A 15,312-nucleotide genomic window follows, 5' to 3' on the forward strand; every position below is an offset into this window, starting at 1 on the left:
ATCGGCGTCATGACAGATGCGGCACCAGGGTCGCCCCCGCCGGCCGGCGACCTCGACCACGCCTCGACGCTCACCTCGCCTCCTGGCGAGTCCCCCACCGCCGTCGACCAGCAGGCATCTGCGGCCGCCGTCCCGTCGGCCACCTCGTCCACCTCCGCGCCCTCCGCGGAATCGACCTCCACCTCTCCGGTCGGCATCCCGGTCATCGGGGTCGCCCCCATGGCCGAGCCCACCCCGGCCTCCGGCCCTGCCGCCCCCCGCTCAACGACGCTCCTGGTGGACACCACCGCGCACCGCCTGCGCCGCACGGAGGACCTGCTCGACCTGACCCTGACGCTCCTGGGCATCTTCGCCGTCCTCGTCCTGGCGATCTACGCCCACGAGACCACCACCGGCGTCACCCAGGACGTCCAGAACGCCCTGGCGGTGGTCCTGCGCCGCATCCTCGTCTTCCCCCTGCAGACCGTTGAGGGCCTGGTCACCTTCATCGTGCCGCTGGCGGTTCTGCTGGACCGGGTGCTGCGCCGCTCCTGGCGGTCCTTGGGCCAGGCCGTCCTGTCGGGGATCGCCGGCCACCTGGTCGCCGTCGCCGCCATGACCGGCCTCGTGGCCTGGGGCCCCACCGCCCTGGTCATGGGGCTGACGGTCACCGCCTCGGGCACCGCCCAGCTGGGCATCTCCACGGTCTTCGCCTCCATGGCCGGCCTGCTCACGGGCGCCGGCGACCGCAACAGCTCCACCGTGATGCGCTCGGGCTGGGCGTCCCTGTGGGTGGTCCTGGGCATGGCGGTCCTGCGCGGCGCCCTGACCCTGCCGGGCGCGGTGCTGTCCCTGCTGCTGGGCCGCGTCGTCGGCCTGCTGGTCCGTTACGTCTTCGGGGTCGAGGACCGCCGCGCCCACGGGGTCACACTCGTGCGCGCCCTGCGCCGGGCCGGGATCGACGCCGTACGCGTGGTCCGTATGGACCGCGCCCCCGAGGCGCGCGCCTGGGTCGTCACCACCGATGCCCCCCTGGGCTACACCGAGCAGGTTCGTGAGCAGGTGCGTGAGCAGGTTCGTGAGGAGGTGAGCGAGAACCCGCTGGCCCCGGCCCCGCAGGAGCCGGCGGGCCTCGAGCCCACCACCGACGACGCCTCCGCCCCCACCGACGCGCAGGTCACCGACACACCTACCGGCTCATCGAGCGGCGAGACCGCCTCCCCCCTCGACTCGACGCCGTTGGACACGGCCGGGACCGGGGGCCCTGGGGCGCCGGCGGGCGCGAACACGATCAGGCCGGCCACCGACGTCGACCTGGCCGCCGTCCTGGCCGAGGCCTCCAGCGAGGCCCTGTCCCAGGAGCGCGCCTCGGTCCACCGCATGTACGCCGTATGGGACTCGGCCGGTGAGCGCCACAACGTCACCCTCCTCGACGCCGACCGGCAGGTGGCCGGATTCCTCTCCAACATCTGGGACCAGATCCGCGTTCGGGGCCTGTCCCCCACCCGCGACCTGTCCCTGCGCCCGGCCGCCGAGCACGCCGCCCTCATGACGATGGAGGCCCGCCGCGCCCGCGTGCGCACCCCCGGCCTGCTGGGGATGGCCGAGGCCGCCGAGTCCGTGCTGCTGGTGACCGACCACGTCGTGGGCGCCCGGTCCATCAGCGACCTGGGGGCCGAGGTGGACGACGACATCCTGGACCAGCTGTGGAGCCAGCTCCAGCGCGCTCACGCCGCGGGGCTGGCGCACGGCAGCATCGACGCCTCGAGCGTCGTCGTCGACGAGTCCGGGCGGCTGTGGCTCCTGGACTGGGCCTCGGGCGAGACGATCTCCACCGAGCTCTCCCGCCGCGTGGACCTGGCTCAGGCCCTGGCGCTGACGGCGCTGGCGGTCGGTGCCCAGCGGGCCATCGACGCCGCCTCCCGCTCACTGACCACCGCCCAGCTGGCCTCGATCGCCCCCATGCTCCAGCGGGTGGTGCTGCCACGCCAGACCCGCGAGGTCATGGGGCGGCGCGGAGCGAGCCGGCAGGTCCTCCAGGATCTGCGCGACGCCCTCGTGGCGCTGACCCCCACGGCCGACGCCGAGCCGGCCCGCCTCAACCGCTTCTCCACGCGCACCGTCCTCATGGCCGTGGTGGCCCTGGTGGCGGTATGGACGCTGCTGGCCCAGCTGGACTTCCAGCAGGTCTCCGCGGCCGTCTCGCAGGCCAACATCTGGTGGATGCTGGCGGCCCTATTCTTCTCGGTGGCGACCTACGTGGGCGCGGGGCTCACGCTGGTGGCCTTCAGCCCCGAGCGGCTCTCCCTGTGGCGCTCCACCGAGGTGCACCTGGCCAGCGCCGTCGTCTCACTCGTGGCCCCGGCCGGTGTGGGCGGGGCGGCCATCAACCTGCGCTTCCTCAACCGCAAGGGGGTGCCCACCGCGGTCGGCGTGGCCACGGTGGCCCTGGTCCAGGTGGTCCAGTTCGTCGTCACCGTGGTGCTGCTCGTGGTGCTGGCGGCCATGACCGGCCAGTCGACCGGACTGACCCTGCCGTCCGGCTGGGTGCTGGTCGCCGCGGGCGCCGTCGTCGTGGTGGCGGCGGTGGTCCTGACCATCCCCAAGGCACGTACCTGGGCCTGGGCCAAGATCGAGCCCACCTACCGCCAGGTGTGGCCGCGGCTCGTGTGGGTCATGTCCAACCCGGTGCGCCTGGTGCTGGGGGTCGGCGGCGCGCTCATGCTGACCCTGTCCTACATCCTGTCCTTCAGTGCGAGCCTGTGGGCCTTCGGCTACACGGTGCCCTTCGCGGTCCTGGCCATCACCTACCTGGCCTCCAACACGGTGGGCTCGATCGTGCCCTCCCCCGGCGGTATCGGGCCTGTCGAGCTCGCCCTGACCGCCGGGCTCGTCGCCGCCGGCGTCCCCTACGGGGTGGCGCTGTCCACGGCGATCGTCTACCGCCTGGTGACCTTCTGGATCCCGATCCCGGTGGGCTGGCTCAGCCTCCAGCGCCTCCAGAAGGTCGGGGACCTGTAGAGCGCGCGCAGGGACACGGCTCTAACACGAAGGCGTCTTCGGTGCTGGCTAGTCACGCCCGGGCCGAGACACACACTCGATAGATAGCCCACAGTCACCGTGCGTCAATGGGCTCGTCAGCAACACGGTTGTCACCCTCAATCCAGGCGTAGGGGGCAAAGGGACCCCTATGCCTGACTTGGCTCATTGTGGGGTGGTTGGGTTGCTTGGGGGCTGGTTGTTGTTGGGATTGTGGGGGTTGCGTGGGTTGGGGTGCGCACTAACGTGGGGGTATGAGTCCGTACGTTCGCACGGTCAGGACGGCGTCGGGGGCCCGTGCGGTGCAGATTGTGCACTCCTCCCGGAAGGGGCGCGCAGCATCGAGCACATTGGCTCGGCCCATGATGACGCTGAGCTGGCGGTGCTCAAGGAGGTCGCCAGGCAACGGCTCAACGCCGGCCAGCTCAGCTTCGACCTGCTGGGCCTGAACAGCGAGAACGACGCAGGTTCTGCGCCGCAGGAACCGGCTGGGACGGGGTGCGTGGCACCTATCGCCTCCAACCGGATGGGAGTGCTCCTGGAGGCCCTGGAGGTGGCTTGGAAGGCGGTGGGGCTGGACAGGCTCGATGGTGCTGACGAGGTCTTCCGCCAGCTCGTTACCGCCAGACTGATTGAGCCGACCAGCAAGCAGGACTCGTTGCGGGTCCTTACCGAGGCGGGCCTGTCACCGGTGTCCTACGCGACAGTCAAGCGTCATCTGCCCAGCTACGCCGCTGAGGACTTCACCCGGAACCTGTCACGCCTGCTGGCCGGGTACGCCCGCATCGGCCGGGCCTCGCTGGTCCTGTTCGACGCGTATGACCCTGTACTTCGAGACCGACAAGGCCGACGGCTTTCGCGAGCCGGGCTTCTCCAAGGAAAGACGCCTGGAGCCGCAGATCACGGTAGGGCTGCTCACCGACGAGACAGGGTTCCCTCTACGGGCCGGGGCTTTCGAGGGCAAGCAAGGCCGAGACCGCCACCATGATCCCGATGATCAACGACTTCATGGACGCCTACGACCTCGACGACGTGGTGGTCGTGGCTGACGCCGGGATGATCAGCGCCGCCAACAGGCAGGCCCTGGAGAGAGCCTGCCTGTCCTACGTGCTGGGCTCACGTACCTCACGCGTCCCCCACGTGATCAGCTCCTGGCACGACAACCACCCCGACCAGGACGTCCCCGACGGGCTGACCCTGACCCAGCCCTGGCCCGCCGGCCCCAGTGACCAGCGCCGCGACGAGACCATCTACTACCGCTACAGCGCCGACAGAGCCCGACGCACCCTACGCGGGATCGACACCCAGGTCGCCAAGGCCGAGAAAGCCGTCGCAGGAAAGATCCCCGTCAAGCGCAACCGCTTCGTGCACCTGTCCGGCGCCACCCGGAGCATCAACCGCGACCTGGAGAAAAGGGCCCGCACCCTGGCCGGGTGGAAGGGCTACGTCACCAACCTGCCCAACCCCGACCCCGAGACAGTCGTCAGCGCCTACCACCGCCTGTACAACATCGAGAAGTCCTTTGCGTATGTTCAAGTCCGACCTGCGAGCACGCCCCATCTACCACCACCTGCGCCAGTCCATCGAGGCCCACCTGACCATCGTCACTGCAGCCCTTGCCATGGCCCGCTGGCTGGAGACCACCACCGACTGGTCCATCAGACGCCTGATCACCACCGCACGCCGCTACCGCACCATCACCATCAATATCGCCGGACACACCCTCACAGCCGCTGACCCTCTCCCACCCGACCTCACCCAAACCCTCCACAACATCCACCACGACACTAAATGAGCCAACTCAGGAGGCGACCCATCATGAGGGCGGGTCTGCTCGGCGTTCTGGTTTCCCTCGATGGGGTGGATCCTCATTTTCTTGGTCGTCAGGCTCGGTGCCCCGAAGAGCGATCGGCTCGCTTTCTTGCGGTCCACGTACAGCTTTGTTCTCTTTCCCCTTGAGGAGCCACATGCGCCTCGTCTCGGCCTCGTGCTCCACGCGGACCTCGTCGTCGGTACAGGGCTCCCGGCCGTCCTGGAGCAGGCCGGCGACCTGGTCCCGGGTCTCGGCCATCCGCCTGGTGATGGCCTTCTCGTCGCGGCGCTCCACGAACGGGTCGGGGAGCAGAGGCTCATGCCCGACAAGCGCATGAGCAGCCAGTATGAGGACTCCGACCTGTACTCGACGCCGAATCTGATCAGGCGCGACATCCTCAAGGAGCCGGAACGTCCCAGAGCTCGGCCCAGGCGCCCGCCTCCGATGGCGGCTTGTTAAAAATCTCCTCCCGCTCCTCCTTCTGCGCCCTCCTGAGCTTTGCCGCGTTCCTGCCCACGGCGTGACCGGTTACCACGGAGCTCAGTCTGCGCCTCCGCCACTGTGACAGCCACTTGCGCACTGTCTTCTCGGCCCGCTCGACCATCTCCATGATAATATCCAGGCCGACGCCGCGGGCAGCGTACGCAATCGCCTCCGCCTTCATTCTCACAAGCCTGTAGGTGTCCGAATAATTCTTCCACCTGATGAGGACGCCTCGCTCCTCGTTTGTCATGTCGATCTGCACGAGGCGATCCTCATGCGCGATCCCCGTAAATACCAGCCAGCAATCTCGCAGCAGCCGCCCCAGAATGTCGTTTTGTTTAATTCCGGCCATGGGACCCAGACAAATTACCGACCCCGGCAGGGGGTGGGATACCGGAGAGCGGGGTGGCTGGAGGTGGCTGAGGTTCGGCTGGGGGAGGGCTGAGAGTGGTTGAGGCGGTTGGCGCGGCATGGCCGGGTGGAGGCGACTGCGGCGGCCCTCAGCCGGCGGCCAGGGCCATGTCCCCCGGTTTGATCCAGCCGCGGGCCCGCATGAGCTCGCTGATCCCCAGGGTCAGCAGCGCGGGGATGAGGATCTGGAAGACGACTATGAGGGCGATGAGCCGCCCGGTGGAGGTGGAGCCCGACATTGTCTGGAAGGTCATGATCTGGCCCACGAGCCCCGCCGAACCCATGCCCGAGCCGATGGCATTGGACTGCATGCCCAGCACCATGGTGGTGATGGGGCCCAAGATCGCCGAGGCCAGGGTGGGCGGCACCCAGATGAGGGGGTGGCGCACGATATTGGGCACCTGAAGCATGGAGGTGCCCAAACCCTGGGCGATGAGCCCGGCGAAGCGGTTCTCCCGATAGCTGGCCACGGCGAAGCCCACCATCTGCGTGGTGCAGCCGATGGTGGCCGCCCCGGCCGCCAGGCCCGAGAGGTCCAGGATGATGCCCAGGGCCGCCGAGGAGATCGGCAGGGTCAGGATGATGCCCATGAGGGCAGAGACGATGATGCCCATGAGCAGGGGCTGGCGCTCGGTACCCCAGTTGACCAGCTGGCCCAGGCTGATCATGAGGCGCGAGATCGGCGGGCCCACCAGCAGGCCCGCGCTGCCGCCGGCGCATACGGACAGGGTGGGGGTGACGAGGATGTCCAGGCTGGTGCGGCCCGCCACCAGGCGCCCGGCCTCCACTGCTGCCCAGGCGGCGATGAAGGCGCCCAGTGGCTCGCCGGGGCCGTTGAGAACCAGGGCCGGTGCTCCGCCGTCGGACTGCAGGGCGGTGCCCGACAGCAGGGCCGCGGCGCGGGCGCCCACCTGCCCGGCCACCATGGCGCCCACGACGACGAAGGTTGGCGCCTTGAGGCGGTGGGCCACACCGACGCCGATGCCCGCCCCGGTCAGGGAGGTGGCGATCGCCCCCAGGAGAGTGAGCCAGGTGCCGGCGGCGCCGGGCAGGAGCCTGCCGAGCTGGCCCAGGATCGTTCCCAGGATGAGGGAGGCGAACAGGCCGTGGGCCATGCCGGTCATGGCGTCGATGAGGACGCGGTGGGCCAGGGCGCGCAGTGCGGGCAGGAGGTGGCGCAGCAGGGAGGCTGCGGAGGTGGTGGCGGTGCTTGCGGCGCTGGTGGCGGGTGTGCGGTTGGTGGTCACGGGGCTGCCTTGGAGTCGAAGGGGGGGCGAGGCCCATGGGTGTCAAGACACCTGGCAGCCTATCCCTCGGATGCCGTCAGTGTCATGACACATGGGTGGGATGCGTGTCACGGAGGCAGGGGTGGCCTGGGGCGTGGGGGAGTGCGCTGCGGGAAACGGGCGGGACACTACCGCAGGAAGCCGAGCTCCCCCATCCGGGCCTCGACCGCATCGAGGGCGGCCTCGTCGTCGGCCTCGATGGTGTGGGTGTGCCAGCCGTTGGTCAACTCGGACAGGGCCGTGGACCGGGGCAGGCGCGCCAGGAAGTGGGCGAGGTCCTCGGGGCTGCGGATGAGCAGGTCGACGGTGATCTGCCCGTAGAGGCGGTGCTCCACCGAGACGTCCAGAACGCTCCCCCCGACCTTGATGATGGCGCTCAGCTCGATGGCGATGTCCTCGCGGGTGTGCTGGACGAAGATGGAGCGGTGCGGCCGGGTGGCGGGACGGGCCAGCACGTAGCCGCGGTTGGTGGCGCGGATGGGGTGGCCCTCGGCGCGCAGGAGGGCGACGTCGCCGACGATGACCTGGCGCGAGACGCCCAGCTGCGCGCCCAGGCGGGTGGCGGCCAGGGGCCTGCGCGTGGCCGCGAGGCGGTCGAGGATCTCCTGACGGCGTATCCCGGCGTCCATGGGCGGTCCTTTCTTCTCGGGGCCTCTCAGGCTCGTGGTGCGGCCGCCCTGCGGTGGCCAGCGCGGGGACCGTGGCGGTAAGCCTATGCGCGGTGAGGGGGCTGCGGGGAGGGCGAGCGGCGGAGCCTGTGCGGCGGTGACTGGCGCCTTGCGGTTGGCGGGCTGAGGGCTGGTGGGCTGGCGGCTGCTGGTTGGTGGGCTGGCGGCGGTGGCGACCTACGTGGGCGCGGGGCTCACGCTGGTGGCCTTCAGCCCCGAGCGGCTCTCCCTGTGGCGCTCCACCGAGGTGCACCTGGCCAGCGCCGTCGTCTCACTCGTGGCCCCGGCCGGTGTGGGCGGGGCGGCCATCAACCTGCGCTTCCTCAACCGCAAGGGGGTGCCCACCGCGGTCGGCGTGGCCACGGTGGCCCTGGTCCAGGTGGTCCAGTTCGTCGTCACCGTGGTGCTGCTCGTGGTGCTGGCGGCCATGACCGGCCAGTCGACCGGACTGACCCTGCCGTCCGGCTGGGTGCTGGTCGCCGCGGGCGCCGTCGTCGTGGTGGCGGCGGTGGTCCTGACCATCCCCAAGGCACGTACCTGGGCCTGGGCCAAGATCGAGCCCACCTACCGCCAGGTGTGGCCGCGGCTCGTGTGGGTCATGTCCAACCCGGTGCGCCTGGTGCTGGGGGTCGGCGGCGCGCTCATGCTGACCCTGTCCTACATCCTGTCCTTCAGTGCGAGCCTGTGGGCCTTCGGCTACACGGTGCCCTTCGCGGTCCTGGCCATCACCTACCTGGCCTCCAACACGGTGGGCTCGATCGTGCCCTCCCCCGGCGGTATCGGGCCGGTCGAGCTCGCCCTGACCGCCGGGCTCGTCGCCGCCGGCGTCCCCTACGGGGTGGCGCTGTCCACGGCGATCGTCTACCGCCTGGTGACCTTCTGGATCCCGATTCCGGTGGGCTGGCTCAGCCTCCAGCGCCTTCAGAAGGTCGGGGACCTGTAGGTCCGACGACGCCTGACGGCGCCCTGCGGGCATCTCGCCCGCACTGCACCCACGAGCACCCATGTGCGCCCTCCAGTCAGGTATATCGGCCTTCACCCGATCCCTCTCGCCGTGCCGGTGGCGATCGGCCTCGCGCTGACCGGGACGGGGACAGCGACGCTGCTGACACATGTGCCGGCGGTCTGACTCCTGCCGCACGCCCTGGTCACCTGCACGACGCAGATCGGAGCGACCAGCAAGGGCGCCACCCTTGTCCTCGCCGCCCAGGAGGTCACCTGGACGAGCGCTGCCGTCACGAGTGCCACCAGCGCAGCACTGGGCGCCTTCGTCGTCCTGGCCACCTCGGCGATGCTCGGCCGCACCGACGCGCGGAACTCAAGGCGCCCTTCCGCACCGACGACGTGAAGGGCGCTCGGGCTTCACGTCGATGCGGCGAGCAGAGCTCGAGTGATCGTCGTTGAGATGTTGAAAGTGGGGTGAAGGTGCTCCTCTCCTGGCCATGCACGGACTTCTGCAACCCGCACTGGCCTAGGAAAAGGAGCACCTTCATTGCCTATTCACTGCTGTTGTCGAGGTGGCCGCCAGCAGGGGCTGCACGTTGGTGACGGTCCGCATTTCCGCCGGCCAGAGATGAGACGACCGAACCTGCACCCCTCCTCAATGACTATTGAAAACCATATTACTTGCGCCTCTTTCCAAATGAGACTCCAAATGCCACAATCGAAATGATAATAATTCCGATAGACAAACCTTGAAGCCAGTGGTTGCCGAGAGTAACTGCAATCGCCTCAATCCCCATTCCGACAAGAAACAGACTCCAGGCTAGATTACGCGAAGACGAGGTAGTCATTTTGCTTTCCTTTCATGAAAGATAAACGCACTGTGAAGGGCTGAGCGAGATGATTACTCGCAACCCACCCAGCCCTTCACAATCGCGATTGTCAACGATGAGTCAGGTCAAGGCAGCGGCGCCAACTCCGACTGCGATGAGGCCGACGCCGACTCCAACACCCGCCTCGAAGTCCCCCCAACCGGGGGCATCCAGGTCCTCCAGGGGAGTGATCGTGGTGCACTGCTTAGTGATCATGATGTTCCTCTCTTCCAGTTAACGACTGATTCACGTCAAGGCGAGACCAATGCCGGCGGCAGCGGCTGCACCAAGCGCACCGACTCCAACGCCTTTGGCGAAATCACCCCATTCGGAGGGTGCATCAAGAGGCTCGAGCTCGATGATGTGAGGGCTCATGTTCATGAGAAGTTCTCCTTGTATCTCGTGATGGTTCTTGTCTGCCCGTTTGCCGGACGGAGCCCGTCCCTCCGGACTGACATGTGCTATTCAACCCAACAGTTACCGGCTGGGGATCAGTCAACCGGGGGGGTCGATTGGCGGAAATTTGAGTGATTCATTCTCCCCCCATTGCGCCGTGGACATAGCACCATGGGAACTACGCAAGCGCAGGACGGTTGAGTCTTGCGCTGGGCAACTATGAGCATGAAGCAGACCTGCAGATGAGCGTCAGTCGTGGAGCTAGTCCCGGTCGGTGACGGCACGCAGACTGCCTACTGTCCACAGAACCGACAGTGCCGAGACAGTCCACTTGCTGGGTTCACAAACTGGCGGAATCAAGCCGGTTTGCTGGCCATGCCCCCCAACGAGGCCCTACATCCCCATCGACAGGGGAACCGGGGTAAGAGCCCCTCCGCATGACTGAACCGATCGGCCGATGACCTCAGGCACTCGCCGGTGCCAACCTGTCACATGACAACACGTTCGTCCAGCAGAAGAAAGGACAGGCCGATGTCCAGGGTGCTATCAGTCAACCACCTCACCAAGCGGTTCGGCTCCACTACAGCAGTTGAAGAGATCAACTTCAGCATCGAACCCGGCCAGGCCCTAGGCCTTCTGGGGCCCAACGGCGCAGGCAAGACCACCACCATGCGCATCCTTCAGGGCGCCCTACGACCTACCAGCGGCTCGATCTCCATCTTCGGGCATGCACCTCTGTCCGTGCCGAACATTAATCGGCACGTCGGCTTCGCCTTCGATGCCTCCGGTTTGCCGACTTCCCAGACAGTAAGCAGCCATCTCACCGCGTACCGCTTCGCCAACGGCCTTACTCGACGAGAGATCGGAGATCTGATCGACCGGTTCGATCTCTCTCGCCTACTGAGACGCCGCATCAAGCAGCTGTCCACCGGGGAGCGCAAGCGCGTGAGTCTAGCAACCGCGATGGCATGCCGGCCCCATCTTCTCGTTCTAGACGAGCCCACAAACGGCCTAGATGTAGAAAGCTGCCACTGGCTGCGTCAGATTCTTTTACAACACGTTGCAAGCGGCGGCTCCCTTCTCATTTCCAGTCACATTCTGAGCGAGGTTGAGCAGGTCGTTGACAGCATAGTCACCATTAAGCGCACCCAGCTGTTCCATGGCAGCCTCAACGAGCTGCGCAGTCACGGCGGCCCTACTCTCGAGGACGCCTACCTCTCCCTTGTCAGCACCACAACCAACACAACGAGGTTTGCAGCATGAGCACTGTCACCACCACTCGGACCAGCCCATCTCTCAGTACTATGGCCACCCGCCACTCCGTACAAAGGAATAGGACAGCCCCAGAACCCCATGGGCACTCCATCTGGGCACTCATATACTCAAACCTCACTGACAGCTCTCTCATCTGGTTCCTGCTCATCGGCATCAGCCTGACAGTACTGAGCGCAGTCGGTTCAGCCAGCAAGATCGTTGATAACCTCAACACCTCCAATCAGAACGCCGTTGATGAAGCTGGCCTACATTTCTTGCGACTCGGATTCGCGCTCCTACTCTTCGTCGCTATGTGGGGAGCCGGCCGAATCACCAAGGAGTTCCAAGACGCCACCATCGCAACCCACATTGCCGAGCACGGAGGAACAGGCCGCCTCATCCTCCACTACGCCCTTGCCTCCCTGCCAGGCGGTATCCTCTTCGGCGTCGCCGGACTGTTCAGCGGCGCAGTACCCGGATATCTCATCCTACACCGGCACGGCGCTGCAATGACCATCGACGGCGACGTCTACCGAACGGCCCTGGGAATCATTCTAGTCTCGACACTCGCGGCACCCTGGGGAACCTGCTTCGGCTGGTTACTACGCCGCGCTATTCCCAGCGCCCTTGTTCTGATCGCTTGGACCACCTTCCTCGAGCCCATCGTAGTGAACTGGCTACCTGAGCGCGTGGGTAAGTACCTTCCCGGGAACCTTCAATCAGTACTCGTCCTCGACCCGAAGGCGACCGGTGATATCCACCAGGCTCCAGCAGCCGCACTGCTCATAGCTTGGACTGTCACGCTGAGCGTCATTGCCTTCATCGGGACCAGAAGCCGTGATCTCCGTGGCTGACAAGACCATTACCCCGGCCCATCTCCATCTCGCGACAGGGGTGGAAATCCATCCCCCCACGGAGGAAGGGATGGGGTGGGTGGTCCGACGAACAGACCAGCGTCTCCTCAAGGTCAGCCCCGAGCTCGGAGAACTTCTTCAAGCTCTGCAGAATGCGCCCCAGTCCCCCACTATCGCAGAGTTGGCGGACTTGGTTCCGGAACCCTGGAGCCCGGAGGAGGTGACGATGGCCGTTCGGGCCATGGAGCCTCACGGACTTCTTGCTGGAGCGACGCAACCAGTCCCGTGTCGGCATCATCGGTTCAGTCTCGACCACGACGGAGCCTTTATCTTCAAGATCTGCGACAACGGCGCCCAGGCCTTATTCCAGCGTCTGGCGCCCTGGGCGGCACGGCTGCGGCACTCGCCCCTGCGATGGGCTCCGCTCCTTGTCTCATTGGCAGGGCTTCTACCTCTCGCGCATACCGTCATCGCCCCGGAGGGAGCGCTCTACCAGCCTCTCGCGGCCATGACTTACCTGGGTGTCGCTGCGGCACTCATCTTGACCACTGCGGTCCATGAGTTCGCACACGGTTTGACGCTCACAGCCTGTGGCCGTACCCCCCGTCGATTCGGGATCATGCTTTTCTACTTCTCACCCGCGGCCTTCTGCGACGTCACAGATGCCTGGATGCTGCGACGCCACGAGCGCGTTGCAGTAGCCTCAGCGGGCATTATCGCCCAGACCTGCTTGGGGGCTAGCTGCCTGTTCGTCGCCCCCGCGTTCGACGGTGATCTAGCCGTAGGACTGACCTGGTACGGCACCATGACCTACCTAGGCGCAATGGCTAACATGTTGCCCTTCATCAAGCTCGACGGCTACATCGCCCTTGTTGGTTGGCTGAACCACTCAAACCTGCGCGCGAACTCGATGCGGGCACTGCGCAACAGACTTGCAGGTATTCGTCAAGACGACGCCACAGCACCTCGCTGGCTCGCCCCGTTCGGCCTGGGATGCGTACTGGTTCCCGTCTTCCTGGTGTGGTTGAGCCTGACTGCGCTCTCCCCCACCCTCATCCAGTTCGGCACGGCGGGGAGAGGGGCTTTCATCGTGCTACTCGTCGCTGTCATTCTCGCTGCAGCAGTTCAGGGGACCAGAGCACTTGTCTCAGTTCCCACGGGGCACCGACTCCGACTGGCGATCGCAGGCACCCTCCTGGCAGGGCTCGTCCTGCTCCTACCCATAGGTACCAGTGACTCGCACGGCTTCATCTCACAGCGGGATGGAACGCTTCTCGCTCCGATGGTGGTCACCGACCCCGCACCTGCCACAGGTACCTCGGTCGACATCCACCGAGGAGGTCTGCTGACCGGCCCGTCTCTCACCACCGGCACAGTCACAGGAACTCAGCGCTGCCGCGTTCCTGCGACTGCAGCCTCCCCGATCCGCTCCGAGATGCTCATGCCCGAGAGCACCTGTCTGCGGATCACCCCTGCGACCGTTCAACCCGCCGGCTCCACAGGCCGGATCACGATCAACCATCCACCACGCCCCCTCGGCCTCGTCACTTGGAATCAGGCCGAGTCCCTGATCCGAGCCCTGATCACCACTTAAAGCAAGCACTTTTACAGAAAGGCGCCGTCATGATCGACCACAATCCCTCCTCCGGCCTGAGTGACCTCCATCGTTACCTCATCGCAAGTCCCACCCAGCGCCATATCGTCTGGCTGGGCGAGGGCGTCCCCTACGTTCCGGACACATTGCCCGACTCGGCTCTCATCATTTCCACCGAGTCCGCCGAGTCCATCGAGACAGCACCCGGGCATGAGGTACTCCAGCGTGAGGGAGAGCTCGATGCAGACTGCGAGCAACTCATCATCGACAACGCCTTCGAGATCAGTGTCATGAGTTACACCCTGTCCGCATATCTCCCATGCGTTGGCCCCGTCCTCGTCCGGCTGTCCAGCGAGGAGGACTGGCAGGCCTTTCTCACGGACGCCGACGACGCCGTTGCCACCGGATTCGTTCCCGACCAGCTCCTCCACCTACCGGCTGTCTTGGAGGACAGTGAGGCTCTGCGCACAGGCACACCAAACACGAACCGCCTCACCATCACCACCGAGGGCACCACTCGCCATCTGCCGGGCACGGACCTGAGTCCGACCCGCCGCGACACCGGTGGTCGGTACTGGCTCCCCCGTTACCTGACGATCCTGAACGTCCTGCGCAGCCTCAGCCTGAAGGAGCCCGGACCAGTCGAAGTCTCCGGCTTGGGCATGCGTCTGAGCGATAGCTCTCCCGACAGCCTCGTTGAGCCCCCCGATGCACCCATCGTGCTGCGCTCGCCGTCAGGTTTACGCTGCGTCTGCCCGGATAGCGGACGTTTCTTCGCCCTTCCAGAATCCGCGGCCACCGCCATCGAGCTCATCGGTGCCCTGGGTGCGAACGCGGAAGAGCTTCCTGACCTGCTTCATGTCCCCTCCGCCATGGCATCCCAGACGGTCGCCGCCCTCGTCGACCAGAGGCTTGTCTCTCCCGAGGTGGTCTACCATGGCTGAGCCATCAGCAGCAGGGCATGTACCCAGTCTTTACCGCGGCGTCGGCGCTCAGCGCTACCATGATCTCTCACACCAGGACGGCACGGAGATTGCCTCAGTCCTCGGTTTGCTTGAGAACCTGCCCGATCAGGCACTGGCCGGACTGCGAGTCCTCGAGCTCGCTTGCGGCTCGGGACGCGTTACTCTACCCATGGCGGCCGCCGGGCACCGAGTGCTCGCCACAGACCTGAGCACCGACATGCTCAGCCTTCTCGCCAAGCGGTTGACTGAACCGCGGGCCATCCAGTTAGGAATCGCGGACCGGATCGAGATCCAGCAGGCGGACATGGTCTCCTTCGACATCAAGGAGTCCTTCAAGGCGATATGCCTCCCCACCGCATCCATCACGCTCCTGAATCCTGAACAGCGACGAACCGCCTTACAACACGCGGCCGCCCATATGGCGACCGGCGGTGCCCTCATTATCTCCACTGATCGTGTACTGCCTGAAGCAGCCGCAACCAGCACCGTCTGGCTTCGACCGGGTATCCGTCTCACTGAGGAGATCGACCATGCGGGCCGCAGACGACGCACCATCCTGCGCTGTCATGACGAGGAGTACGTCTCCGAGCTCTACCTCGTCACACCTGAGGACCTCGTCAACGACCTTCGGGAGGTTGGCCTGTTCGTGACCACTCAGCACTCCACCCCCGATCCAGTTCTGCCCCATCACATCAACGTCATCCTGGGCGCTGTCAACCAGCGGTGACCGGGACGACCAACAACCAGGAGGAGCTC

12 protein-coding genes and 1 pseudogene are annotated in these 15,312 nt (G+C 66.2%); 8 read left to right on the top strand and 5 right to left on the bottom strand.

Going from position 1 to position 15,312, the window contains the following annotated elements:
* Positions 1-9 precede the first annotated feature (9 nt).
* Both HMPREF9058_RS07825 and HMPREF9058_RS13615 read left to right on the top strand, forming a co-directional pair.
* Positions 10-3,000 (top strand): lysylphosphatidylglycerol synthase transmembrane domain-containing protein, encoded by a 2,991-nt coding sequence (locus HMPREF9058_RS07825; protein WP_009406843.1) that lies wholly within the window; start codon positions 10-12, stop codon positions 2,998-3,000.
* A gap of 320 nt (positions 3,001-3,320) precedes the next feature.
* Positions 3,321-4,813, top strand: a pseudogene (locus HMPREF9058_RS13615) (IS1634 family transposase).
* Positions 4,814-5,228: 415 nt separating this feature from the next.
* Here HMPREF9058_RS13615 and HMPREF9058_RS07840 read toward each other — a convergent pair.
* The 3 genes from HMPREF9058_RS07840 to HMPREF9058_RS07850 all read right to left on the bottom strand — a co-directional run bounded on the left by HMPREF9058_RS07840 (position 5,229) and on the right by HMPREF9058_RS07850 (position 7,640).
* Complete coding sequence (locus tag HMPREF9058_RS07840; protein ID WP_009406735.1) at positions 5,229-5,576, bottom strand: helix-turn-helix domain-containing protein; 348 nt, start codon at positions 5,574-5,576, stop codon at positions 5,229-5,231.
* A gap of 238 nt (positions 5,577-5,814) precedes the next feature.
* Positions 5,815-6,972 carry a PTS transporter subunit IIC gene (locus HMPREF9058_RS07845; RefSeq protein ID WP_009406924.1) on the bottom strand — a complete coding sequence of 386 codons (1,158 nt, stop codon included), beginning with the start codon at positions 6,970-6,972 and terminating at the stop codon, positions 5,815-5,817.
* A gap of 167 nt (positions 6,973-7,139) precedes the next feature.
* Positions 7,140-7,640: a transcription repressor NadR gene (locus tag HMPREF9058_RS07850; protein ID WP_008732358.1), complete on the bottom strand. Its 501-nt coding sequence runs from the start codon at positions 7,638-7,640 to the stop codon at positions 7,140-7,142.
* Between the two features lie 169 nt (positions 7,641-7,809).
* On the opposite strand from HMPREF9058_RS07850, the gene HMPREF9058_RS07855 reads away from it, so the two are divergent.
* Positions 7,810-8,622, top strand: a complete 813-nt coding sequence (locus tag HMPREF9058_RS07855; RefSeq protein ID WP_083816377.1) for a lysylphosphatidylglycerol synthase transmembrane domain-containing protein — start codon at positions 7,810-7,812, stop codon at positions 8,620-8,622.
* A 952-nt stretch (positions 8,623-9,574) separates the two neighbouring features.
* Here HMPREF9058_RS07855 and HMPREF9058_RS13965 read toward each other — a convergent pair.
* Both HMPREF9058_RS13965 and HMPREF9058_RS13970 read right to left on the bottom strand, forming a co-directional pair.
* Positions 9,575-9,709, bottom strand: coding sequence for a daptide-type RiPP (locus HMPREF9058_RS13965; protein ID WP_302621223.1), 135 nt, complete (start codon positions 9,707-9,709; stop codon positions 9,575-9,577).
* Positions 9,710-9,739: 30 nt separating this feature from the next.
* Positions 9,740-9,874, bottom strand: a complete 135-nt coding sequence (locus HMPREF9058_RS13970) for a daptide-type RiPP (protein ID WP_302621224.1) — start codon at positions 9,872-9,874, stop codon at positions 9,740-9,742.
* A 546-nt stretch (positions 9,875-10,420) separates the two neighbouring features.
* Here HMPREF9058_RS13970 and HMPREF9058_RS07865 point away from each other — a divergent pair.
* From HMPREF9058_RS07865 to mpaM, 5 genes are read left to right on the top strand one after another with little or no spacing between them, the layout of a single operon-like run.
* Positions 10,421-11,152 carry an ABC transporter ATP-binding protein gene (locus HMPREF9058_RS07865; RefSeq protein WP_009406729.1) on the top strand — a complete coding sequence of 244 codons (732 nt, stop codon included), beginning with the start codon at positions 10,421-10,423 and terminating at the stop codon, positions 11,150-11,152.
* Complete coding sequence (locus tag HMPREF9058_RS07870; protein ID WP_009406921.1) at positions 11,149-11,997, top strand: hypothetical protein; 849 nt, start codon at positions 11,149-11,151, stop codon at positions 11,995-11,997. The genes HMPREF9058_RS07865 and HMPREF9058_RS07870 overlap by 4 nt, the downstream gene beginning before the upstream one ends.
* Positions 11,990-13,591 carry a daptide biosynthesis intramembrane metalloprotease gene (gene mpaP, locus HMPREF9058_RS07875; protein ID WP_139019001.1) on the top strand — a complete coding sequence of 534 codons (1,602 nt, stop codon included), beginning with the start codon at positions 11,990-11,992 and terminating at the stop codon, positions 13,589-13,591. The genes HMPREF9058_RS07870 and mpaP overlap by 8 nt, the downstream gene beginning before the upstream one ends.
* A 29-nt stretch (positions 13,592-13,620) precedes the next feature.
* A complete protein-coding gene (locus HMPREF9058_RS07880) occupies positions 13,621-14,535 on the top strand; it encodes a hypothetical protein (RefSeq protein ID WP_009406902.1) in 915 nt (304 codons plus the stop codon).
* Positions 14,528-15,283, top strand: a complete 756-nt coding sequence (mpaM, locus tag HMPREF9058_RS07885) for a daptide-type RiPP biosynthesis methyltransferase (RefSeq protein WP_009406714.1) — start codon at positions 14,528-14,530, stop codon at positions 15,281-15,283. Before HMPREF9058_RS07880 ends, mpaM begins: the two co-directional genes overlap by 8 nt.
* Positions 15,284-15,312: the final 29 nt, after the last annotated feature.

The sequence above is a fragment of the Actinomyces sp. oral taxon 175 str. F0384 genome (genome assembly GCF_000223355.1).
In the GTDB taxonomy this organism is placed as follows: domain Bacteria; phylum Actinomycetota; class Actinomycetes; order Actinomycetales; family Actinomycetaceae; genus Actinomyces; species Actinomyces oris.